The 23,888-nt window shown below is 38.2% G+C and carries 23 protein-coding genes and 1 other annotated feature; of the genes, 7 read left to right on the forward strand and 16 right to left on the reverse strand.

The features are described from left to right. Nucleotides 1-211: 211 nt before the first annotated feature. The 8 genes from B2C77_RS16965 to B2C77_RS17000 form a co-directional block, all read right to left on the reverse strand. A complete protein-coding gene (locus B2C77_RS16965) occupies nt 212-934 on the reverse strand; it encodes an amino acid ABC transporter ATP-binding protein (protein WP_077706114.1) in 723 nt (240 codons plus the stop codon). Next, nucleotides 927-1,586 (reverse strand): amino acid ABC transporter permease, encoded by a 660-nt coding sequence (locus B2C77_RS16970; protein WP_073006454.1) that lies wholly within the window; start codon nt 1,584-1,586, stop codon nt 927-929. The genes B2C77_RS16965 and B2C77_RS16970 overlap by 8 nt, the downstream gene beginning before the upstream one ends. 273 nt (nt 1,587-1,859) lie before the next feature. After that, nucleotides 1,860-2,636: a basic amino acid ABC transporter substrate-binding protein gene (locus B2C77_RS16975; protein WP_077706115.1), complete on the reverse strand. Its 777-nt coding sequence runs from the start codon at nt 2,634-2,636 to the stop codon at nt 1,860-1,862. A gap of 410 nt (nt 2,637-3,046) precedes the next feature. After that, complete coding sequence (locus tag B2C77_RS16980) at nt 3,047-4,207, reverse strand: M20 family metallopeptidase (protein ID WP_077706116.1); 1,161 nt, start codon at nt 4,205-4,207, stop codon at nt 3,047-3,049. 652 nt (nt 4,208-4,859) lie between these two features. Further along, on the reverse strand, nt 4,860-6,299 hold the full coding sequence (gene proS / locus B2C77_RS16985) for a proline--tRNA ligase (protein ID WP_077706117.1): 1,440 nt from the start codon (nt 6,297-6,299) through the stop codon (nt 4,860-4,862). A gap of 341 nt (nt 6,300-6,640) precedes the next feature. Continuing rightward, nucleotides 6,641-6,856: a binding site (T-box leader), on the reverse strand. A gap of 298 nt (nt 6,857-7,154) precedes the next feature. Next, nucleotides 7,155-7,703: a cysteine hydrolase family protein gene (locus tag B2C77_RS16990; RefSeq protein ID WP_077706118.1), complete on the reverse strand. Its 549-nt coding sequence runs from the start codon at nt 7,701-7,703 to the stop codon at nt 7,155-7,157. A gap of 45 nt (nt 7,704-7,748) precedes the next feature. Continuing rightward, nucleotides 7,749-8,234, reverse strand: a complete 486-nt coding sequence (locus B2C77_RS16995) for a DUF456 domain-containing protein (protein WP_077706119.1) — start codon at nt 8,232-8,234, stop codon at nt 7,749-7,751. Between the two features lie 20 nt (nt 8,235-8,254). Beyond that, complete coding sequence (locus tag B2C77_RS17000) at nt 8,255-8,872, reverse strand: glycerol-3-phosphate acyltransferase (protein WP_077706120.1); 618 nt, start codon at nt 8,870-8,872, stop codon at nt 8,255-8,257. Nucleotides 8,873-9,370: 498 nt separating this feature from the next. Between B2C77_RS17000 and B2C77_RS17005 the strand changes: the two genes are divergently transcribed. Then, complete coding sequence (locus B2C77_RS17005) at nt 9,371-9,919, forward strand: M15 family metallopeptidase (protein WP_077706121.1); 549 nt, start codon at nt 9,371-9,373, stop codon at nt 9,917-9,919. A gap of 155 nt (nt 9,920-10,074) precedes the next feature. Here B2C77_RS17005 and B2C77_RS17010 read toward each other — a convergent pair whose 3' ends face one another. From B2C77_RS17010 to B2C77_RS17020, 3 genes are read right to left on the reverse strand one after another with little or no spacing between them, the layout of a single operon-like run. Continuing rightward, nucleotides 10,075-11,055, reverse strand: coding sequence for a Gfo/Idh/MocA family protein (locus tag B2C77_RS17010; protein WP_077706122.1), 981 nt, complete (start codon nt 11,053-11,055; stop codon nt 10,075-10,077). A 17-nt stretch (nt 11,056-11,072) separates the two neighbouring features. After that, nucleotides 11,073-11,228 carry a YtzI protein gene (gene ytzI, locus B2C77_RS17015; protein ID WP_077706123.1) on the reverse strand — a complete coding sequence of 52 codons (156 nt, stop codon included), beginning with the start codon at nt 11,226-11,228 and terminating at the stop codon, nt 11,073-11,075. Between the two features lie 14 nt (nt 11,229-11,242). Further along, on the reverse strand, nt 11,243-12,160 hold the full coding sequence (locus B2C77_RS17020) for a ketopantoate reductase family protein (RefSeq protein ID WP_077706124.1): 918 nt from the start codon (nt 12,158-12,160) through the stop codon (nt 11,243-11,245). A 436-nt stretch (nt 12,161-12,596) separates the two neighbouring features. Between B2C77_RS17020 and ehuB the strand changes: the two genes are divergently transcribed. From ehuB to B2C77_RS17040, 4 genes are all read left to right on the forward strand, one after another. Next, nucleotides 12,597-13,478 (forward strand): ectoine/hydroxyectoine ABC transporter substrate-binding protein EhuB, encoded by an 882-nt coding sequence (gene ehuB / locus B2C77_RS17025; protein WP_077706125.1) that lies wholly within the window; start codon nt 12,597-12,599, stop codon nt 13,476-13,478. Nucleotides 13,479-13,697: 219 nt separating this feature from the next. Further along, nucleotides 13,698-14,360 (forward strand): amino acid ABC transporter permease, encoded by a 663-nt coding sequence (locus B2C77_RS17030; RefSeq protein ID WP_077706956.1) that lies wholly within the window; start codon nt 13,698-13,700, stop codon nt 14,358-14,360. Further along, nucleotides 14,357-15,067 carry an ectoine/hydroxyectoine ABC transporter permease subunit EhuD gene (gene ehuD / locus B2C77_RS17035; RefSeq protein ID WP_077706126.1) on the forward strand — a complete coding sequence of 237 codons (711 nt, stop codon included), beginning with the start codon at nt 14,357-14,359 and terminating at the stop codon, nt 15,065-15,067. The genes B2C77_RS17030 and ehuD overlap by 4 nt, the downstream gene beginning before the upstream one ends. Beyond that, nucleotides 15,067-15,837, forward strand: coding sequence for an amino acid ABC transporter ATP-binding protein (locus B2C77_RS17040; protein ID WP_077706127.1), 771 nt, complete (start codon nt 15,067-15,069; stop codon nt 15,835-15,837). Before ehuD ends, B2C77_RS17040 begins: the two co-directional genes overlap by 1 nt. 566 nt (nt 15,838-16,403) lie before the next feature. Here B2C77_RS17040 and B2C77_RS17045 read toward each other — a convergent pair. The 5 genes from B2C77_RS17045 to B2C77_RS17065 form a co-directional block, all read right to left on the reverse strand. Next, nucleotides 16,404-16,616: a YjzC family protein gene (locus B2C77_RS17045; RefSeq protein ID WP_073006428.1), complete on the reverse strand. Its 213-nt coding sequence runs from the start codon at nt 16,614-16,616 to the stop codon at nt 16,404-16,406. 177 nt (nt 16,617-16,793) lie between these two features. Then, on the reverse strand, nt 16,794-18,182 hold the full coding sequence (gene ltrA, locus B2C77_RS17050) for a group II intron reverse transcriptase/maturase (RefSeq protein ID WP_077701832.1): 1,389 nt from the start codon (nt 18,180-18,182) through the stop codon (nt 16,794-16,796). Nucleotides 18,183-18,658: 476 nt separating this feature from the next. After that, nucleotides 18,659-19,588 (reverse strand): UDP-N-acetylmuramate dehydrogenase, encoded by a 930-nt coding sequence (gene murB / locus B2C77_RS17055; protein ID WP_176087359.1) that lies wholly within the window; start codon nt 19,586-19,588, stop codon nt 18,659-18,661. A 35-nt stretch (nt 19,589-19,623) separates the two neighbouring features. Continuing rightward, entirely contained in the window at nt 19,624-20,436 is an 813-nt protein-coding gene (locus tag B2C77_RS17060; protein WP_176087360.1) for an alpha/beta fold hydrolase, read from the reverse strand. Between the two features lie 293 nt (nt 20,437-20,729). Further along, nucleotides 20,730-21,518 carry a histidinol-phosphatase HisJ family protein gene (locus B2C77_RS17065; protein WP_077706129.1) on the reverse strand — a complete coding sequence of 263 codons (789 nt, stop codon included), beginning with the start codon at nt 21,516-21,518 and terminating at the stop codon, nt 20,730-20,732. 396 nt (nt 21,519-21,914) lie between these two features. Between B2C77_RS17065 and B2C77_RS17070 the strand changes: the two genes are divergently transcribed. Beyond that, entirely contained in the window at nt 21,915-23,153 is a 1,239-nt protein-coding gene (locus B2C77_RS17070) for an ATP phosphoribosyltransferase regulatory subunit (protein WP_077706130.1), read from the forward strand. Further along, entirely contained in the window at nt 23,154-23,780 is a 627-nt protein-coding gene (gene hisG, locus B2C77_RS17075) for an ATP phosphoribosyltransferase (protein ID WP_077706131.1), read from the forward strand. Nucleotides 23,781-23,888 lie beyond the last annotated feature (108 nt).

Here is a 23,888-nt window from a genome sequence, read left to right on the forward strand (position 1 = left end):
CAAGGTTGTATAGCTATCGAAAATGCACAAGCATACCTTCAATTACATGCGCTTTACAGCTTTTGCCGAGCATAAATGGGCTCCGTACTTCCATTTTCTTGTGTCAGCAGCACAGGCACACTTTTCATCCTGTGTTGCTTGCGTGTTCCTTGCCACAGGTCAAAAAACATTACATCATAGGTCGAACATACTTACTTAAGACGCATTCTATCTATAATACTTTATCCAAAAAATCTTTTGCTCGTTCTGTAGCAGGTGCTTGGAAAAAAGTAGAAGGATCTGCTTCTTCAATGAGCTTTCCTTGATCTAAAAACAGAATACGATCGGCAACCTCTTTTGCAAAATTCATTTCATGTGTGACAACAACCATGGTCATACCAGTATTTGCTAAATCTTTCATCACATCGAGTACTTCCTTCACCATCTCTGGATCAAGCGCTGACGTAGGTTCATCAAAGAGCATTATTTCTGGTTCCATAGCGAGTGCCCTAGCAATGGCTACACGCTGCTTTTGTCCACCAGACAAGCGATTCGGGTAAGCTTCTTCTTTATCCGTTAAGCCTACTTTTGCTAATAATTTTTTTGCTATTTGATAGGCTTCTTGTTTGGATATTCCTTTTACTTTTTGTGGTGCATAAGCCACATTATCTAATACTGTCATGTGTGGGAATAAATGAAAATGTTGAAACACCATACCGATATGCTTTCGGACAGCTAATTTATTTTGCTTTGGATCGGTAATTTCTTGCTTGTTAAGCCAAATCTTTCCTTCCGTTGGGAGTTCCAATAAGTTTAAGCAACGTAAAAATGTCGATTTACCAGATCCAGACGGGCCAATGACAGCGACAACTTCTCCGTGCTGAATCGTTGTCGATATATTTTTTAATACGGTTTGTTTGCCAAATTTTTTCGTTATATTTTCCGCTTTAATCACTTTGACGAAGCCTCCGTTCTAGTAATCTACCAAATTGTGTAAGAATAAAGACCATCACCCAGTAGATTAATCCTGCAAATAATAATGGTTCAAAGTTGCGATATAAGTCGGAACCGACCACTTGCGCACGGCGCATTAAATCTAGATAACCGATTGTAGATACAAGGGCGGATTCTTTTGTTAATGTAATAAATTCATTCATCATCGCTGGCAATATATTTTTAAATGCTTGTGGCAAAATGATATGTGCCATCATCGGACGATAAGGAATTCCCAACGCCTCTGCTGCTTCAGTTTGCCCTTTTTCCACTGCTTGAATACCACCACGAATGATTTCAGAAATATAAGCAGCTGAATTGAGACCAAATGCTAATACGGCAGAGATAAATGCGGATATATCATAGCCTGTTAACTGTGGAACAGCATAATAAATAATCATTAATTGCAAAATGAGTGGTGTGCCACGAAAGATGGAAGTATACGCATCTGCAAAAGGTTTTAACACAGGAACTTTTGTTACTTTACATAAAGCTAGTAATGTACCTAAAATAAATCCAATCACTATAGATACACTGACGAATTTTAATGTTGCCCCAATTCCTTCTAATATAAAAGGAATGTAAGGCACGATTTGGCTGAAATCCAAATTCATGCCTTATCACCTCACTTTTCTCTCTCTATGTTTTTTCATCCATGTTGCATTTAGAAGTTACCCAACTTTGTCCGTATATAAAGTGAAGCTTCTATTCAGTGGGGTATTCTTCCATCCCAGCTGATGTTCCGTCCCCAAGGGTAAAACCTCAAAAAGGGGAATTAGGTGGTTATCTTTCCGTTAGACTTGATCAACTCCCATCTTTTCATTCTGGAGGAGGGAGATACCAACACTTTATATCTTTGATAAATGTGTCAACTTCTGGTCACTTATCTATTGCAATTCTTTCAACCACTTATCTTCTAGCTCTTGAATTTCCCCATTTTCTTCAAATTTAGCTAGTACATCATTTACTTTTTCTACCAATTTACTCCCCTTTGGAAACGCAATTCCCATCCCTGGAGAACTTTCTGTTGGATCATCAAACAACTTCAAATCCTGTTCTTTTACATAACCAGCTGCAACAGTTTTATCCATATAACCGGCATCAATCCGATTGGCGTTTAATTCTTGAGGGACAAGTCCTGCTTTATCTACTGTTTTCACTTCAAATCCATATTCTTTTGCTAGTTTTTTTGCTCCTTCCTCTTGAATCGATCCGAGCTGCACACCGACTGTTTTTCCTTTTAAATCGTCGATGGTTTCAATTTCAGAGTCTTTCGTTGTTAAAAAGCTTTGACCTGAACGATGGTATTCTGTTGAAAAATCGACATTCTTTTTCCGGTCCTCGGTTGCACTCATTCCAGACATGACCATATCCACTCGATCTGCTTGTAACGCTCCAATTAATCCGTCAAATTGCATATCTTCTATTTCTAATTCATACCCTAATTCTTCCGCTATCATTTGTCCTAATTCAATATCAAATCCTTCGAAATTCCCCTCTGGATCACGCGTTTCAAATGGAGGAAAGTCCGCTGATGTTGCCATTTTTAGAACCTTTTTCTCTTTTCCTTCTTCTCCAGATGCTTGATCATTACTACTTCCACAAGCTGTTATTATTCCAGTTAAAAGAACGACAAAAACTGCTAGGATCATTTTATGTTTCATTTTATTCACTCCATTTTTTTGTTTATACTTGTTCTAGATTAAAATAGTAATTTGTCTCCATATGAGACATGATGATTTTATCGTATATAACACATAATGCTTTCTCTACATTATTGATCTCGCTACTTATGAAGACAATTTCGATGTTTATAAGCCTGTACGCTGTTACTTCACTTTTTCTTACTTAAACATAATCAAACTTTTGAAATGATTCTTACATAAGCTATTCCTTTCACATATTCTTGGTAAACTGTTAACCGATGATTGTAAGGTTTTCCTTTAAAACTTAGCTCTCATCTATGAATGCTGAACTTAGGGAAAATTAGAAAAACTGAGCTTATCAACTTTATAAGGAAAGCCACCGTCTTGTTTAGCAACAAACTGCGACATTTTAACCGTTTTTATAGTGCTTAACACTCGGTTTTGCTAAACTCTTGTTGAATTTCTGCTAAAAGTTTTGCGTCTGTAATTACTTCGAAACCCGTCTGTGCTAGAGCCAGTGCTCCATCAGCAATCATTTGATGCCCTTTATCTGTAATTGTCATATCTGCAAACGCTTGTGTATGTGCAGTTAAGCCAGGTATATCAAAGCCAATATATGGATGAATCGCTGGCACCACATGGCTTACATTTCCCATATCAATCGATCCATAGCCTTCTTTAGCAGGCAAAACAGGCTGAGCGGTGATATTCTCCAAATGCTTCGTAAAGGCTTTGGATAGAGCCTGATTGGTTATCATATTGTCGTAGCTCAATTCATAATTAGAAACTTCTAATCTAGCTCCTGTCATCAGTGCCGCACCTTCTGCAATGTATTGCACTTTTTCTACTACCGCATCTAATTCCTTCCGTTCTTTTGCTCGCACATAAAATTGCGCCACTGCTTTATCGGGTACTACATTCGCTGCCTCTCCACCGTCTGCTATAATACCATGAATGCGTACATCTGTTGGAAGATGCTCGCGTAATGCGTTAATCCCATTAAACAGCTGAATGACGCTATCCAGTGCATTAATTCCTTTTTCTGGTGCAGCAGCTGCATGGGACGTTTTACCGAAGTAGGCAAATTGAATGGCATCCATCGCAAGAGCCTCTCCGCTCTCGTACGCTTGATCACCAGGATGGACAATCATTGCCACATCAATGGAATCAAAAAAACCTTGTTCACTCATCGGCACTTTAGCACCATTCGTTTCTTCGGCTGGTGTGCCTAAAACAACGACACTTCCTCCAGCTTCTGCTACCTGTTTACTTAAAATAATCCCCGCTCCAACACTCATCGTGCCAATGATATTATGCCCACAAGCATGTCCAACTCCGGGAAGTGCATCGTATTCAGCTAAGTACGCAATAGTAGGGCCAGGTTTTCCACTATCAAATGTAGCTTTAAATGCAGTGTTTCTTCCAGCTACACCTGTTTCTACCTCAAACTGATGCTCCTCAAGTAATTTCGTTAATAATTGCATGGATTGATATTCCTGATCGCCTAACTCTGGATGGTGATATAAATAGTCACTAATATGGCATAACTCACCATGGATATCTTGTATTGTTTCTTGTAACGACTTCATCTTAGTCCCACCTACATGTATAATTATTAATATGTAGGTATATTTATACCATTAAATGCATCATTATGCAATCTTTTTTTCATTTTTTATGAAGAAAAGTATGTTTGTACTGTTATTTTACGTTTTCAATTGTATTGCTGATTAATTAGCGTGATTTGCAATAACACGTCCCTTTAAACCATAAAATTTATGCATCAAGTTATGCTTTTTGCAAAAAATTCCCATTATCTTGTTAACGGAACCGTTGATTTTCTTTTATCTACTGCTTGTTCGTACAACAAGGGCAAGGGACGCTTTCTTATCTACAAAGAATGAATTGATTTTCTACATAGTAGCGTAAATGTAACATGAGACATACCTAGTAAGAGAGTCTATAAGGAAAGGAAAACTGTTGTAATTGAGAGGGATTTATCTATGAGGACTATCCCGATTTGTAGGAAAAGACTTGCTTGAAATGCATTTCATAGTAGTGCAAGCCATTAGGGGTTTTTATTAGAAAAACTTGGCTTGTCGCCCAGTAATATGGCGCGCCGTGGTTTTGCTTATACGATAAACCCTAGAAACCTTGATACTTTTCCTAGTAGTGAATAAAAACGACCGAACCGCGCTTAATTTCAGATATTAAAAAAGAGAGGAGCATCCCCTCTCATTTTTAATATGCTTTTGCCCAATACACTAACTCTTTCGCTTCTTTTCCACAGCATACGCATGTATCTGCAACTTTTTCTTGTTCAAATGGAATACAACGAGAGGTTGCTAATGTAGCTTCTTTAATTTTTTCTTCACATGCTACATCGCCGCACCACATTGCTTTAATAAATCCAGCTTGTTCTTCTAAAATAGTTGCAAACTCTTCCATGTTGGTTGCGGTATTTGTTTTTTCATGCAAATGATCTTCTGCTCGTTGATATAAATTCGCTTGTACTTCATCAAGTAGCGCAGGTAAACGAGTTGGTAATGCAGCCAATGGAACAAATTCTTTTTCACCTGTATCACGTCGCACAAGGACTACCTGTTCTTTCTCGATATCCTTTGGTCCCATTTCAATCCGAACTGGTATACCTTTCATTTCATACTCATTAAATTTCCATCCAGGCATTTTATCACTAGCATCAATGTCTACGCGCACAATATCTTTTAATTGGTCACGAAGATCATATGCTTTATCCAATACGCCTTCCTTATGCTGGGCGATTGGTACGATCATCGCTTGTGTAGGAGCAATGCGCGGTGGTATTACTAAACCACGGTTATCACCATGAACCATAATTAAAGCCCCCATGATTCGAGTGGATAATCCCCAAGAAGTTTGATGAACATATTGACTGTCTCCATTTTCATCTAAATACGTAATGTCGAATGCTTCAGCAAAGCCTGAGCCAAAATGGTGGGAAGTTCCTGATTGCAATGCTTTTCCGTCATGCATTAAGCTTTCAATCGTCAATGTGTATTTAGCACCTGCAAATTTTTCCTTATCTGTTTTCTTACCTTTAAGGACTGGAATCGCTAAATATTTTTCCACAACATCCGCATAAATCCCTAGCATCCGCTCTGTTTCTTCCGATGCTTCTTCATCTGTCGCATGTGCTGTGTGCCCCTCTTGCCAATGAAATTCGGAAGAACGTAAGAAAGGACGGGTTGTTTTTTCCCAACGGACAACATTTCCCCACTGATTGTACAGCTTTGGTAAATCACGATAGGAGTGAATGTTTTTCGAATAATAATCACAGAACAACACTTCTGAAGTAGGACGTACAGCAAGACGCTCAGCTAATTCTTCGTCCCCACCGTGCGTAACCCAAGCAACCTCAGGTGCAAAGCCTTCCACATGATCTTTTTCCTTTTGCAATAGGCTTTCTGGAATGAATAATGGAAACGCCACATTCGTATGACCGGTTTCTTTAAATTTTTCATCTAATACATCGCGAATATTTTCCCAAATTGCAAAGCCATATGGTCGAATGATCATTGTTCCACGAACTTGGCCATAATCAACCAATTCAGCTTGCTTGACAACATCGGTATACCATTGCGCAAAATTCTCTTCCATGGCGGTTATTTTTTCAACAAATTGCTTATTTTTCTTACCCAAACGTAACACCTCATTTAAATAGTTTTATCTACATGTCCATACATTTTTTTGCAAATATAAAACCTTTCCGTTTTACCTATTTTGGTAAACACGTGCTTCAAACAATAAACTTGCCACGGCCTTGTGATTTACATTCATTGCTAAAACTTCGCATATTGCTATATTTTTCTGGCAGAAGCTGTGTTGTTTATAAAAATTTATCTGCAAGTGCTTTTTTCATAAGAAGTGGTGGCTTTCCCCATAGTGAACCATGGCCGTTTCTCATTCGCTAAACCAAGGAAAGTGTTGCTTGTGAACATCCCTTCACTTTTTCTCTATAAACATAAAAAATCCTCCATCCGATAAGGGACCGAGGTTGGTGGTACCACCCTTGTTTGCAAAAAAATAAACTGCACACTTCATTGGATAACGGGCTGTCCCCGCGCTATTTTGCAGCATAAAGCTTTCTAATAGCGAACTCCGAAGCAGGTTCTATTGATTATCTTTGGAAATTTCCACCAGCCATTTCCTCTCTATAAAAGACGTTTCAATATACTAATCTTCATCTACGTTTGTATGACATAATTGTACTTACACTATATAAGTTGACACAAAGAAAGTCAAGGTTAATGGAACTTCTTATTTCAACAGAAAAAAAGGGCAAATGGGTTAACGCGATAGGTCGTTTAGATAAAATTCGCTTATCGTCACATATTTATGGAAAAAGCTATCATTTTACACAATAGAAAGCCTCTGTTTTTCGTATACGATAAACTTTTATACGTTTTACACTCTAGTGCGAAAAAATTTGTCTGGAAGTGGTTTTCATCGTAGAGCCGTTCTCCCAATGTGCGCCATGAAACTCTTCATATAAGACTAAACAACCTTAGCTCCCAACGTGTTTTCAAAGTGTCCAAGCGCCCATTCATGCCCTGCTTGATTAAAACTGGCAACGGCATCTTGATGAACAACAATGTCGAAGCCCTTATTATAGGCATCGATCGCCGTATGTAATACGCAAATATCTGTACAGACGCCGATAATATGTACTTCTTGAATACCACGTTCACGCAGTTTCAGTTCTAAATCTGTGCCAGCAAAAGCACTATATCTTGTTTTATCAAAATAATATACATTATCCTTATTCTGGTACTCATTATAAAGGGTAGCAAGCTTTCCATATAACGCTTTCCCTGCTGTACCGATGATATTATGTGGCGGAAATAAGTTTGCTTCAGGATGAAAAGCGTCTCCTTCTTCATGTGCATCAATGGCAAACACAACATAATCGCCATTTTCAATAAATTGTTTCGTTAAAGAAACCACTTTGTCTTCAATAGCTTGTCCAGGTATGCCACACGTTAATTTTCCATCTTCTGCTACAAAATCAATCGTATAATCTACATTTAAAAGCGCCTTTTTCATGAATGAAATCTTCCTTCCACTTTGGATTTTCGGCACACCTTTGTCTTAAAAGATAATCACCACAAAGAACCAAACAATCATAACGAATTGAAGTACAATTTTAGCAACTGTCCCACCTAGAAATCCGATTAAGGAACCGAATGAAGCACGGAACGCTTCCTGTACAGTCCGTTGCTGTAATAACTCGATAATAAAAACAGTTAGAAACGGCACAATAAGAATTCCAAACGGCGGGACGATAAAGGAGCCAATAATAACTGCAACAGCCGCACCACGCTCTCCCCACTTACTACCGCCATACTTTTTAACAAAATAACTATTCGCAATAATATCAGCGCCGACTAATAAAGCTGTAATAATACCCATTCCAATCCAAAAAGAAAGGGTTAATTCATTAGGATTGAGAGCAAACTGATACAAAAGGAAACCGCCCCAAAGCACAAACACAGACGGAATAATTGGGAATATAATACCTGCAAAGCTTAAAACAAATAAAGCAATAATTAATATCCAAATAACGATCTCCAAAATAACATTTCCTCCCGTAACGACTAGTTTTTACGAAACATACTTGATAGCCTCGTCTCCTGTTTTGTTACTATACGTCGAAAGTTCTCCATATGTTTCATGATGCTTAAAATAGATAAAAAAATAACAATTAAAGTTGGTTCTAAGCCGAAGAATATATAAGTCGTCAACAAGAAAGAAAGATACATAACAAGAACACCCATTACTAAATAATCGGTAGCAATTGTAATAACAAGTAATAGTCCAATACCGATTACAGCGACTTTCCAATCGACAGCGAGTAAGATGCCAACTAGCGAAGCAGTTCCTTTACCACCACTGAATTTCATCGTAATCGGATAATTATGTCCTAAAATAACAAATAATGCCGTAACATATATAAGCAGTATTCGTTCATCTCCGCTTATACCATACACATCTAATAAGTATAATACAACAAAAATGGCAAAAGTACCTTTTAAAATATCAAAGAGGGCGACAAATATTCCATACTTCCAGCCTAATAAGATCGTCGTATTTGAGGCCCCAGCATTTTTAACACCTGAATTTTTAATATCTACACGTTTATATAAGCTAATAAGTTGTGAACCGTGTATGCAGCCTATGAAGTAACCAATCATAGCAGCTAGTGCCGTAACCATGGGTCCCCTCCTTTTTTCTTATTATAACGTAAAAATTGCCATTTCGTAATGACAATTTGTTATTATGCAAACACTCCTTCATTTGCTATGCTAATAGTATATGATATGTATGCTTACACGTTTATTGCATACGAACAATTTTCTGTAGTATACGAAACGAACTACAAATTCATGCCTATGAAAGGTTAATAATCAAAAGGGAGTTTTCTAAAAGCTTCTGCCCCTGATATAGTTCCCTATCAAATGAATATCTCATATATAATTCGTATTAAAAAATAACTAAGTGCCCTTTTGGGCGAGAATTCATGAAATGAAATGTTTAAATCTAGTATATTTTCCTTTCTTCTTCAGCGAGGACTATAATGCCCTTGAACAATTAGATGATTTCCCACTTGCAAGTTGTGTAGAATACATTTTGAAGCGAAAAGTATTGCAGTACCATTCTATTGGAATTACATGAACAGATTCATGTATTATTATGAAGGAGATACATGCAGCATGAAGAGAATTCAACGAACATTATTACCATGGCTTATTATTTTAATCGGACTCATTATTTTGTTTGTCATATACAATCAAAAGCAAACCGTTGATATAGATAAAGAAATGCCTACTCAGCTTCATCCAGTGGTTCAAGAAAAAAAAGAGGTATTCATAAATAAAGCAGCCTCTAGAAATATAGAGGTTGTCATAACAGACGGTTTACGTACCATACAAGAACAAAATGAATTATACGAACAAGGAAGAGAAACAGAAGGAAGAACGATCACCAACGCAAAAGGTGGACAATCCTATCATAATTATGGATTAGCAATCGATTATGCACTAAGAAGTAAGACTGGAAAAGTTATTTGGAATATTGATTATGACGGAAACGGCAACGGCAAATCCGATTGGTTGGAAGCGGCTTCTATCGCCAAAGGCCTCGGCTTTGAATGGGGCGGAGACTGGAAAACGTTTAAAGACTATCCCCATTTGCAAATGACATTTGGATTAAGCATTAACCAATTACAACGTGGAATTCGCCCAGGCAAAGAACGCAGGTGAGTGCTTTTTCGACGAGCGTGAGCGATTACCCAGCGTGGATGAGCGACTTTCCGATGAGCATGAGCGAGTTCACAGCACAGACGAGCGACTTTCTTCCGAACGAGAGCGATTCTCTTAAAAAGGTCGCACTATTGTGCGACCTTTACTATCGATCCTTATTCATTAGGAAAATGAATGCCATTTTCCTGTCTCATTTTTGTTGTTAATTGTGCGACAGTTCTGCTTCTTTCTAAAAAGGCGTTATGCGAATCCCAATCATTATTTGTCACCATTTTCACAAATGCTTCTACTTCAAATATCATATCTGCATCATATTGCTCGTTTGCCAGTTCGCTTACATGCGCTGTTTTTCTATCATAAAGCTGTATTTGAGATATCGGTGCAATAGCATCCATCATCAGTGTACCTTCTTCGCCATGTATTTCAGATTGCATAAATGCATTCGTTATTTTAGAAGTTAATAATGTTACCACAAAACCTTCATATGTAAGGACCATCGTTCCGCTTCCGTCAATGCCGTTTTCCAGTAAAACAGGGTGATATGTTGCATTTATAGGTTGACCAAATAAATCAACAGCCATGCTTAATGGATAAACGCCCAAATCCATTAACGCCCCCCCTGCAAATTGTTGCGAGAATACATTCGGTTCTGCTCCTTCCTTATACTTATCATATCGAGATGAATATTGCATATATTGAAGCATTGCACTACGGACAGTGCCTACGCTTGCTAATGCTTCTTTTAGACGCTCGTAATTCGGTGAAAACAAGTGACGAAACCCTTCAAACACAAATACTTGATGTTCTTTAGCTAGTTGAGCAATTTCTTGCCACTGCTTATCTGTAAACACCATCGGCTTTTCACAAAATACATGCTTTCCGCTACGTATGGCTAGTTTAATATGATCCGGGTGCAAAATATTCGGAGATGCAATATAAACAAAATCACTGTTATCATCTGCAAGCATTTCCTGAATATTTGTAAATGCACTAACTTCTCCATATTTATTAGCAAACGCTTGTGCAGATTCCGATTTCCTTGAGTAGACGGCCACTAACTGCGCTTCCCCACTACGGTGAGCTGCTTCAATAAATGCTTCTGTAATCCAACTTGTGCCAATGGTACAAAATTTCATAATGTACTCTCCCCTTCTTAAGTGCCTTTTTCATTGTTGTCATTGCCTTCTTCAGGTAAAGGGTCGATTTGATGTTTATATGCGTACCCTTTTTTTATGGTGATTAAAGATAAAACAAGTACGAGAATAACTACTACGAAAGATATCATACTTACAATCATTATCGTTGACATAACTATACCTCACTTTACGTCCTATTTTCAAACGGTTTAATGATACCGTAAATAGCTGTCATATATTTAAGCTCCAACTGCTTTGCTTTTGCTAAACGAATGGCGCCACCATGTAAATGATCGAGTTCAAGCGGTAACTCTTTCCGTAAATCTTGGTGCATAGACGAAGTAGCATCAGCATCAAGCTGCTGCATTATCTTTATTGCTTCTGTCACATCTTGATCTGTGATTTCAACACCATACTTCATGGCTACATGTTTCATTTCTTCTAATAGATGTATAGCGATTTGGAAAGTTTCTTCATGCTTTCGAACCACTCCTATTGGTAAGTTCGTCGCTGTTGTAATACCAGAGAAAGCATTAATAAACATATACTTTTTCCATAATTCATACAAAATATTATTGGTTTGTTTTCCTCCTACAATCGCTTTATCACACAACGCTTCTAAGTTTGCGATTACTTTTTCTTGCTTTGCACCGAGCGCTCCAAAGATCAGATCGTGAAAATCACCAGTATGAACGACATGACCTTTATCATTTAATGTAGCAATAATAAAAGCTAATCCGCCGAGTACGTTATCTTTGCCAAGTTCCCGTTGCAAAATAGAGATATGTTCAATCCCATTCAAGACCGGCAAAACATAAGCCCCTTTATTTACAAGCGGGCGCAGCTGATCTAATGCGCCACGGAGATGGTATCCTTTTACACTTACTAAAATGACATCAGCGCTTGGAATAACGGATGGATCTGTTTCCCAATTTAATTCCTTAGCAAATATATTCCCGTGCGGACTTTGCATAGCTAATCCATACCGTTCAAGTTGGTTAGCTCTTTTTTCTCGCACTAAAAACGTCACCTTTGCACCTGCCTCTTGAAAGCGCAACCCAAAATAAGCTCCCAATGCACCCGCACCTAAAACAACAATATGCATAATTCGTTCCCCCCTTAACATGAATCATACATGGAATTGAAACGAGCGTCTATTCATATCAATTCACCGAGACAATTTTTGACCATAGGGTAGGATCATTGATTATCATACAGCATATATACGTTAATTAAACTTATACGAATGGTATACATGGTTTTAACAATTAATTAAAAATTATCAAAAAATATAGCATTTGAGACTGCCGTCAAATACCTGTAACATTTTACTAGTAATGTTCAAAAAGGAAGAAATCGGCATGAGTTAACTTCATTTTCCCCAATAGAAAATTCAATATTTTTTAAGGTTATCGTAAACATAATGACATTTATCCCATGTTTACATAAATAATGCCTTCTTAATAGTTTATCTTCTTTTTGAACATTTACTGTTCGTTTCTTTTACGAAACGAGTAATTTTAAAGGAGGGAATAGTATTTATGAGAAAAATCTTACTTACATGTCTTTTCGGATTACTATTTGTGCTCGCTGCTTGCGGTTCAAATGAAGGGGATACAAATGATGAAGCAAGTGGGAGTAAATTAGATGAATTAAAAGATTCCGGAAAAGTTACTATCGGCTTTGCCAATGAAAAACCATATGCTTACGAAGAAGATGGTAAACTCAAAGGCGCCGCAGTTGATATTGCTAAAGCTGTCTTCAAGGAATTAGGAATTGAAGAAATGGACAGTAAGCTAGCGGATTTCGGGCAATTAATTCCTGGCTTAAAAGCAGGGCAGTTTGACGTTATAACAGCAGGAATGGCAATTAATCCTGATCGTTGTAAAAATGCTGCTTTTGGTGAACCAGAAATGATGTATGGTGAAGGGTTAATTGTACAAAAAGGGAATCCGTTAAATTTAAAAAGCTATAAAGATATCGCGGACAATCCAGATGTTACTGTTTCTGTCATGTCTGGTGCTACAGAAAATGCATTTTTAAAATCAGAAGGTGTAAGTGAAGAGCAAATTACGAATGCAGAAGATATTCCCGCGACTTTTTCAGCAGTGGAATCTGGTCGGGCAGATGCGACAACTGGAACAGAAATGACCATTAAAATGGCTCTTGAATCCGCTAACTCTGATCAGCTTGAATTCGTGGAAGGTTTTGAACAACCAGATGTAGAGGGTGTTCCAAGCTATGGCGCTGCTGCTTTTCACCTCGATAATACAGAATTACGCGATGCTTATAATGAAAAGCTAGCTGAATTAAAAGCAGATGGTACTGTAGCGGAATTGCTAGAGGCGAATGGTTTTAGTGAAGAAAATAATATGGTAGCCGACGATATTACAACAGAAAAAATCTGTAGCGGAGAAATGTAAGATGTTGAACTGTGCTCTGACACCCCCTCAGAAGCAACTAAACTAGCAAAAAAAGAGTTCTATTTATCTATGCTTCCATTTACTGTTACAAAGTTAGTGGGGATTGCTTCTTCCCCACAGTTTATTTTCTAGTGAGATTTCTAACTTATAATCTTTGAGCAGACTGGGGGAAGGATGAAAACTCACCTCTAACCTAAGATTCACGAAGGAGTGGTACACATTAATGCAATCATCGAGATTTTCCCTGATTTAGCAAAAGGACTAACGATTACCATTACCGTTTTAATTGGTGCAGCATTTTTTGGTTATTTATTTGCGTTTATTGCTGGTCTATGCCGAATGTCCTCCAATGTCTTCCTCCGTAAATTCACAGGGTTTTATGTGGAAATCTTTCGAGGGACTTCGCTAATCGTTCAATTATTTTGGCTTTATTACGCGATTCCGATGCTATTTGGTATTGAGCTAGGAAGCAATTGGTGGGCAGGCGTCATTGCAATTGCCTTAAACTACGGGGCATACATGTCTGAAATTGTCCGTGGCTCTATTCTTGCAGTTGCAAACGGGCAGTCCGAAGCAGCAACTGCTTTAAATATGTCACGCTTTCAACGAATGCGATTGGTAATTTTACCACAAGCAATTCGCATGATGCTTCCTGAATTCGGGAACTATTCTATTCAAATGTTGAAAGCCACTTCCCTCGTATCCCTCATTGGTATGGAAGATATTCTTTATCATGGAAATATTATTCGTAGTACAAATTTATCACAAGCACCTACCGTCTATTTGCTTGTCTTACTATTCTACTTTATTTTAGCGCTACCGCTTATCTTTTTAACTCGTAAGATGGAGGCGTTCTCTAAAAAAGGGGTGGCTAGCGGATGAGTAATTGGAGTTGGGAAGTAGTTGCAGAAGCATTCCCCAAAATCATCGACGGCCTTGGAATTACCCTCGGCTTAACGATAGCTTGTTATGCATTTGCACTTGCATTTGGATTTATTTGGCTGTTTATGAGAAAGATTCCGATCATGCCGCTTCGTTGGCTGATTACATGGGTGATGGAATTTATTCGTTCTACCCCGCCTTTAGTCCAGCTATTTTTTATTTATTTCGCATGGCCAATGGTTCCCGTTATAGGTTTTACCTTAAACGGATTTACGAGTGCCGTACTCGGCTTAGGAATCCATTTTAGCACCTATATTGCAGAAGTATACCGCTCTGGAATAGAAGGTGTAGGGAAAGGACAATGGGAAGCTGCAAAAGCTTTAAATTTTTCTAAGCGGCAAAAGTGGACAAAAATTATTTTACCACAAGCAATACCACCAACCATCCCAATGCTTGGAAATTATTTTATTATTATGTTTAAAGAGGTTCCATTAGCATCAACGATTGGTGTTGCAGGTATTTTGCATATTGCGAATAGCTATGGAGCAGAAAACTGGACCTATCTAGAACCCTTAACCATTGTGGCCATTCTTTTCTTAGCTTTGAGCTACCCATCTGCTATAATCATAAACAGACTAGAAAAGAAATTGAACCGACGCTTTGATAAAAAAGAAGCTTTGACGAGAAGTAAAGGAGCGACAGCATAATGATAGAACCTATCGTCTCATTTCATGACGTACACAAATCCTTTGGGGATGTTAAAGTCTTAAAAGGAATCGATTTAGACATTCGACCAGCAGAAAAAGTAGCAATTATTGGTCCCAGTGGTTCAGGTAAAACGACGATCATTCGGATGCTTATGACGTTGGAGGAGCCTACATCTGGAGATATCATCGTAAATGGTACGAATCTGTGGAAAATGGAGAAAAAAGGGAAGCTTGTGCGGGCTAATGAAAAGCATCTACGGGCAGTACGCGGTGATATTGGAATGGTATTTCAACATTTCAATTTGTTTCCGCATATGACGATCTTGGAAAACTGCATGACAGCTCCACTACATGTAAAAAAAGAAGGGAAAGAAGTAGTGAAGCAACGCTCCCTTGAAATGTTGGAGCGCGTTGACCTAAGCGATAAAGTCTATCAATATCCGAGCCAACTATCTGGTGGACAAAAACAGCGGGTAGCGATGGCACGAGCACTTGTTATGCGACCAAAAATCATGTTATTTGATGAGGTCACTTCCGCGCTCGATCCAGAATTAGTAGCCGAAGTACTTCAGGTTATCCGTGATATTGCTAAAAACGATGATATGGCGATAATTCTTGTGACACACGAAATGGATTTCGCTTTAGATATTGCCGATAAGGTGCTGTTCTTAGATGAAGGTGTGATCGCAGAACAAGGTACTGCTAGAGAAGTTATAGAACATTCTAATAACGAACGCTTACAGGAATTTTTACATCGCTTTCGAGCGTAGGCGCTGAGGTGATTATATCAAGTAAATCCGTGTTGGTTTTCTCATCTCTGCTAATTGTTAGCACCGCAAATATCTGACTTAAAAGTCGCATATGCTATTTTCTGCTGCTTCGACTTGTACTGCAGCAAAGTATAAAGATTTCAAGGTTTATCTTAGAACAAAGGCTCGGGTGCCCGTTTAGCAACGTAGCGACTGGAACGAATCAATGATGATTTATCGTAAGGCGATTGGTGAAGTCACCTATTTGCTGGGCGCTGGAGCCAGACGTAGCTTATTTGGTTATGTTGTTATACACAAGCTACTGATTCTATATTTTCTTATTTCTTAAGAAAAACGGCGGCGTTCTTTCACCATAAAGACTTGGCGATAAGCTAAGTTTTTCTTATACAGCTTATACCCGCAAACTCTTGAAATTACGAATCTTAAAGTACCTTATATAGGATATGCACGAGTCATACGAAGTTGGACATATCATAAAGCACCCTATCCGCATTTCCTAGCGTTAGATGGGTGCTTTTTCTCTTAAGAAAGCAATACATTGTCTATTCCTTATGAATACTGCTACTCTAATTATTACTACGTCCTTGAACACCAGGTTTGGATAGATGTCGTTTATTGATCCAAACACGATCATGATTTGTATTTTCAGGAAATTTTTCCCCAGCTGTTAATTGAATTTGCTGTGGGTCATTTACATTGCTACCCGTTTCTCCGCATTCAATGTAAACACCATTGTTTGGCGCCTTATCTCCTGCACGAAATTGCGATTGTTCACCCATCATATTCCTCCTTACATCGTTTTATGTTTCTTATTATGCTTCATTATTAAAAGTTTATAAATGCGAGTTCGTAGTAAATGCAAATGGGCCTCCTCTTTTCAAATCGAGTAGAGGGAAAAGTTAAGTAACTTTACGCCCCTCTCACACCACCGTACGTACCGTTCGGTATACGGCGGTTCAATAGTTTGAGTGTACGAACTGGTATTGTAGAGCGATGTCTTTATATCCTCTCGATGCCAGTTCTTTATCTGTTAATGAACGATGGAGTACATAACTACTGGATATAACCCAGTAGCCCTTTCTTGTATTCGACCATTCATAAGCTTTATGTTTATCGATACCTAAGCGAATTAGATTTTTCCTTTTTGTGCGTGGGTTTTTCCACTGCTTCCAGAGATATTGTCTAATTCTTCGCTTCAACCATCCATTGAGATTCTTTATAAATCCTTTCATTTCCCCTATGCCATAGTAGTTTATCCAACCTGTCATAAGTTGTTGGATTTCTTTAAGAATCACTTCGAGATGTCGTCCACGATTGCGTTTGGTGATCCGCTTGAGTTTCCTTTTGACGGTCACTTTCGCTTTATTATGCGGACGAATTTTGACACCCTTCTTCGTAGCTAATAAGCAGAAGCCAAGAAACTTACGTTTCAAAGGACTTCCAACCGCACTCTTTTCTCGGTTAACAGTTAAACTCAGATCCTTCTCAAGAAAGTTCGTTATATTATCCATTACCCGATATCCTGCTCTCCTGCTTTTCACATAGATATTACAGTCGTCCGCATAGCGGACGAATCTGTGACCACGCTTTTCTAATCGTTGGTCTAATTCATTCAGATAAATATTACTGAGTAACGGCGATAAGTTTCCACCTTGCGGCGTTCCTTCTTCCGATTTCTCAAAGATACCGTTTATCATAATTCCACTCAATAAATACTGTCTTACCAAGCGAAGCACGCGCTTATCATCTATCTGTTTTTCCACGAAATACATCAGTTTGTCATGATTTACCGTATCGAAGTAGGATTTCATATCCAAATCCACCACATATTTGTACCCTTGTTCGTAGTATGACTTTGCCCGTATGATGGCTTGATGTGCACTACGTTTTGGACGAAACCCAAAACTATTATCGGAGAACTTTGGTTCAAATATTGGTTGGAGCACTTGGTTAATCGCTTGTTGAAGCATCCGGTCGATGACTGTCGGAATCCCCAGTTTTCTCTTTCCACCGTCTGGTTTCGGGATTTCAACCCGCAGGACGGGTTGCGGTTTGTATTTTTCTTGATATAACTGGAGTAATAGTTCCTCTTTATGTTCCTTCAAGTATGGAAGTAGTTGGTCGCACGTCATACCGTCTACACCGGCTGCCCCCTTATTTCTGACGACTTGAAGGTAAGCTTGATTGAGATTGTTCCTTGACAGGATTCTTTCAAACAGATTGGATACACCATTTTGATTGTTCTTTTCACCATGTAAGCCACTATGCGCTTCGACATACCCTTCATGTTCCACACTATCTCTCTGCCGATAGCCAGATTCTCCTGTTTTCTGCAGTTGTCGCACCTTACACACCTCCTAGAGCTTTCAAAACGACTATTGTTCGGTCCTTCATGTTTCGTCAAGTAACATTACTATGACCTCTGCTGACTTCTTGTGATTCACCAAGACGTCATCGTCTTGGTTGTGCTGGTTTGTTATCATTCAACTCCCACTGCACCCTCACAAGACCTCCCCCGGTAAGAGCGAAAACTTTCCTCCCATGTAACTGCTAGATTTACTGTATAGGTTTCGGGCAGTATTGGACTTCAGTTTGTTAGGCAACCTTATCCGACCTAATTCAGCCTTCTATCTAGTTTCTGTTCGTCAGTTCAGGAGTTTGCGTCCGACTTCCTTCAGCCACTACCTCGCGATAGCCACCTTGTCTTTCGCTAACAGTTCCTACTGCCATGCCTGTAGTGGACTTTCACCACCAAGTTTTCGCCCATGCAGGGCGCACCTAAAAAACAGCAACCATGTTATAACATGGTTGCTGCTATCCATTATTTTGGGTCTTCCCCAATAATTCGTACTTCGCGTTCTAAATTTACGCCAAATTTATCTTTTACAGTCGATTGAACAAAACGTATTAAGTCAATGTATTCTGTAGCTGTAGCATTATTTTTGTTTACAATAAAGCCTGCATGCTTGGTTGATACTTGCGCACCACCAATTTGCTTACCTTGTAAATCGCTATCTTGAATTAACTTTCCAGCAAAGTATCCAGGGGGGCGTTTAAACACACTGCCACAAGAAGGGTATTCCAACGGCTGCTTCGATTCCCGTTTATATGTGAGATCATCCATCACCGCTTTTATATCAGCTGCATCTCTTTTTTGTAATGAAAATGTTGCTTCTAATACGATGTATCCCTTATCAGGAATATTACTTGTGCGATAATGTAAATCAAGCGCACTAGCAGGTAATGACAATAGTTTCCCTTCTCGAGTGACCACTTTTGCACTTTCAAGCACATCTTTCACTTCTCCACCGTAAGCTCCGGCGTTCATGTATAAAGCTCCACCAACCGAACCAGGTATACCACAAGCAAATTCCAGCCCGTGCAAGCTTTCCTGTAAAGCCTGACGAGAAACATCAATAATTTTTGCTCCACTTTGCGCAATAATTTTTTCTTCTTCTCGCCACATGGAACAGAGTTTTTTTAAATTCATAACAATTCCACGAATGCCGCCATCTTTAACAATTAAATTGGAACCATTTCCCAGTAATGTAAAAGCTATTTTTTCTTGATTGGCAAGCTTTACAATTGCTTGCACTTCTTCGTACGTTTCTGGTGTAACTAAGAAATCTGCTTTCCCACCTAACTTCGTATACGTATGATTTCTTAAGTGCTCATCCACCATCACATTTTTCTCGGAAGTCACTTCCGTCAATTTACCGTACATATGATGATTCCGTTCCACACCTATCATTCCTTTAACATTTATTCAGCCTATACCATTGTAAGCTATTGAACTTGATCTTGCCACAGAAATTCATAAATATAACGATCCACTCTTCTGCTTTCATGCAAATCGCTATGACCTAATACATCATCGTCAATGACAATTTCTGTCAATTGTTGATTCGGTACCATTTTGCGTATCGCGCGGACACTTTCAGGTACTGCAACTATATCACCTGTACTAGAAATACTGAGAACTTTTGTATGGTTTGGAAAAGAACGTTCCCTTAAATGTTGTAGCGCTTTAGAATTAGGTCGTAAATCGGTTGCTGCTGGATCATGATGAATACGAAAATATTCTTCACTGTATATCCCATCAAACGGACTTCCTACCGCCACAAACCTGTGGACAGACGGATAGGATTTTCCTTGAAATTGCTTCATATATTCTAACGACACAATTCCACCCATAGAATGTCCAACAATATTTACATCATCGACACCATATGTTTGCTGCATATCTTTTAGTACATTTGCTAACCAACTGGATGTCATTTCAAAGCTAGCTCGATTATTTTCAAAAATCACTTGGACATAGAGGGGCTTTTCTTCCCCAAGACGCGGTTGATATTTTTTCACTTCCCCTTGCTTGGTTACATAATAAATAAGTGCTTTATTTCCCCACTTATACTCATGCTCAAAGCGCTGTAGCATAAATCCAAATGAATTTTCAGTCCCCTTATATCCATGCACGAATAATGTTGGGCGACTTTTGTTAAAATCGGAAATCGCTCTATTTGGCATGCCTATAAGCACGATAAAACCAATGATGACTAGACCAAAAGATGCCAAACTTAATATCTGTTTCTTATTCAAAAAAACCTTCCTCTTCCTCGTTTGCTCCTATAATTTCACTCATGTTTTATATTATATCACGGTCAAAACGAATTTTCCTATTATAATAAAGTAACACTTTGTACATTTAGAAATATGGATAGCAACAAGTTTTGTTTTGCGAAAATTCATACCGAGATGTTCATTCCATACGCTTTTTGTATAGAAAAAACATATATCCTCTTTCGGGTAGGGATGTAAATGGTGAACTTCAGGGACTTTTCCTAAACCCAAGCGATTTTTTATAACTTTAAATAACTTTCCAGTTCAAACCATTAAATACGGTGGAAAGTTGGCTGTTTATCTTGAAAGGTTGTAACATATCGAAAACCGAGCTGTCGTAACAATTTTAGCGCATCAGAGACGCCGTATCCAACTGTTTGTGCACGATGAGAATCAGAACCAATCGTAATGATTTCTCCTCCGCATTCTCGATACAATTGTAAAATATCTTCACTTGGCATCGCACATGGTAACCCATAACGAAAACCAGAAGTGTTTATTTCAATTCCTTTTCCAGCATAAATGATTGCTTCAAAAATGTTCGTCAATACATCATAAAAATGATCTTGAACAGGTTTATTTTTAGTATAACGTTTCACTAAATCAATATGCCCTATCACTTGAAAATCTTTAAAACGTGATACGCAATAAAACAGTTCTTCATAATATTTTCGGTATGCTTCTTCCACAGGCTGTTTTTCGAAAAAATTACTTGTATGCAAGGACTGCTTATCGGTTGTATGCATGGAACAAATGATAAAATCAAACGGTGCAGAATGAACAGTTTGGGTACAATTTTTTACTAAATGGGGTTGAACGCCAATTTCCAATCCTTTACGTATTTTAATTCGTTCTCCGTATTCTCGTTGCATTGCTTGGATTTTTCGATGATAGCTTGCAAGGTCTAGCGAAAAATCAATCGTAGGGTCTGGGTAATCTTCATCTATATGCTCCGTAAAACAAATTTCGTGTAAACCTTCTTTTATAGCGTATTCTATTGTTTTTTCCATCGGCGTATTGCAATCAGCGGAAAAATCACTATGAATATGAAAATCAAACATAAAAATTTCGCTCCTTTTAGTTGACATTTTATTCTGTAGTTATTAGAATACTATATAACTTTACTTAGATAAAGTGATAAAGTAATAAAATGATTTTTACACCAAAGTGAACCTTCTATCCCTAGGAACAATACTCGCCACCATGGAGGCTTCATACGAAAGTATAGTACGTCATTCGTTTTTCTTATACTATAAATCAAAAAAATCTATAACTTCCTATTCTGTGAAAAAAGGTATTTTTAAGACAATAGTTGGTGCACGAATTTTCATTCAATGAAATGGAAATCCTTCCACCCTCTGTTTAGTAAAAAAGCTTGGCTTATCACCAAGTCTTTATAGCTAAAACACCGTTGCTTTGCTTATACGATAAAGCCTAAAAAGAAAGGAGAAATACAAATGATGCACCCTCTGTTACATACACCTTATTTGGATAATGACCTGCTTCAACAGCGCGATAAAATGGTTGCTACATTAAAGCAACGGTTTAAAACTTACGGTTATCAGCAAATACAAACAGCAACACTAGAGCCTTATGATCTTTATGTAGGAAATCCCAAGATTGGCAATACAGACGAAATGATAAAAGTGATGGATACTTCTGGAAAAGTACTTGTATTACGACCTGATGTTACAATTCCGATCACACAGCAAATTGCTACCGCACATATGAATGTTGGTGAAGATACTCGGCTATTTTACATCATGGATGTCTTCGGCTATCGATTTGAAGACGATCAAAAACAACGTACACAAGCAGGAGTTGAATATTTTAGCAACCGCACCCCTGCTGGTGATGCAGAAGTCATTGCCCTTGCCATTCATATATTAAAAGATTGTGGTTTTCCAGAATTTAAATTGGAGATTGGCCATGCTGGTTTTTTTCGAGCATTGCTAGCCCAAGCAAATTTATCTAATGAACAAATTGCTCCCTTACAAACATATATTCAAACGAAAAATATTGCAGAAATGGTTGATTATTTAGCTACCCTCCCTATTCAAGAAACAGTTAAAGAAGCAATGCAGCATATTCCATTTCTTTACGGAGAACCAAATGAAGTGATGGAAGGAATCAAGCAGAACGGGTTAAATGGGATAGTACAAGCAGAATTAACTTATTTGGTTGATGTGTATAACAGCATTCAAGCATACGGACTTACAGATCATATTGTGTTTAACCTAGGACTTATCAATGATATGAACTACTACTCCGATGTTATTTTTCAAGGATTTGTCAACCAAGTCGGAAAGCCTGTTGTTATGGGAGGAAGATACGATGGCTTAGGTGATTACTTCGGGGCTCGTATTCCAGCAATCGGTTTTGCCTTTGATGTTGATTTGTTACTTCATGCAGCAAAACAGCACGGTTTGTTCACTACATTAAAGGAGGATGAACCCATAGCAGTATCATATAATATTTCCCAGCAAAAGGAAGCATTAGCTATCGCGCTAGCATTACGCGAACGAGGATACGCCGTCGTCACCTACTCAACAAATGACAACCGACAAGCTGCTTCTAAAGAAACCGTACACATTATTTGTGAAACTGATTCATATAACCTTTATCACGGTGAGCAAGCTATTTCATTTCAGCATATTTCAGAAGTAATCCAATTGTTACAAGAAAGGGGGAGTTAAATGGCTGCATTTACAATCGCCGTTGCCAAAGGTCGGACAGCAGATCAATCGATTCATTTACTGGACAGTATGGGGATTACATTCCAACAGTTAACTTCTTCTAGCAGAAAACTAATTTTTTATAACAGTGATGAAACGATTAAATTAATCTTTGTAAAAGGTGTAGATGTACCTACTTATGTAGCAAAAGGAGCAGCGGATATAGGAATTGTAGGAAAAGACAATATTTTGGAATCACAAGCAGATGTCTACGAAGTTCTCGACTTAAAAATTGGCACGTGTAAATTTGCCGTTGCTGGAAAGCCCGGACAACTTTTAGATACGATAAAGCCATTAACAATTGCTACAAAATATCCAACCATTGCACGAAACTATTTTTCTCGTAAAGGGAAATCAATAGATATTGTGAAATTGAACGGATCTGTCGAATTAGCCCCGTTAATTGGCTTAGCAGATGTCATTGTTGATATCGTAGAAACTGGCAACACATTAAGGGAAAACGGCTTGATTATTTTAGAGGAAGTAGAACCAATTAGCACAAGACTGATCGTAAATAAGGCAAGCTTTGCATTAAAATCACAAGCAATCCATTCGTTTATTCAAGAAGTTCAGAAAAACTTAACGTAGCACCATTCTTTATGGATTAGAAAAACTGTCATTATTTGTATGAAAACTCGCTTGCCAGTATTTTTCATAATGATGTAGTTCAATAAATCTAAGTCTACTATATTTAGT

It is taken from the genome of Virgibacillus dokdonensis, assembly GCF_900166595.1.
GTDB lineage: Bacteria > Bacillota > Bacilli > Bacillales > Amphibacillaceae > Virgibacillus > Virgibacillus dokdonensis.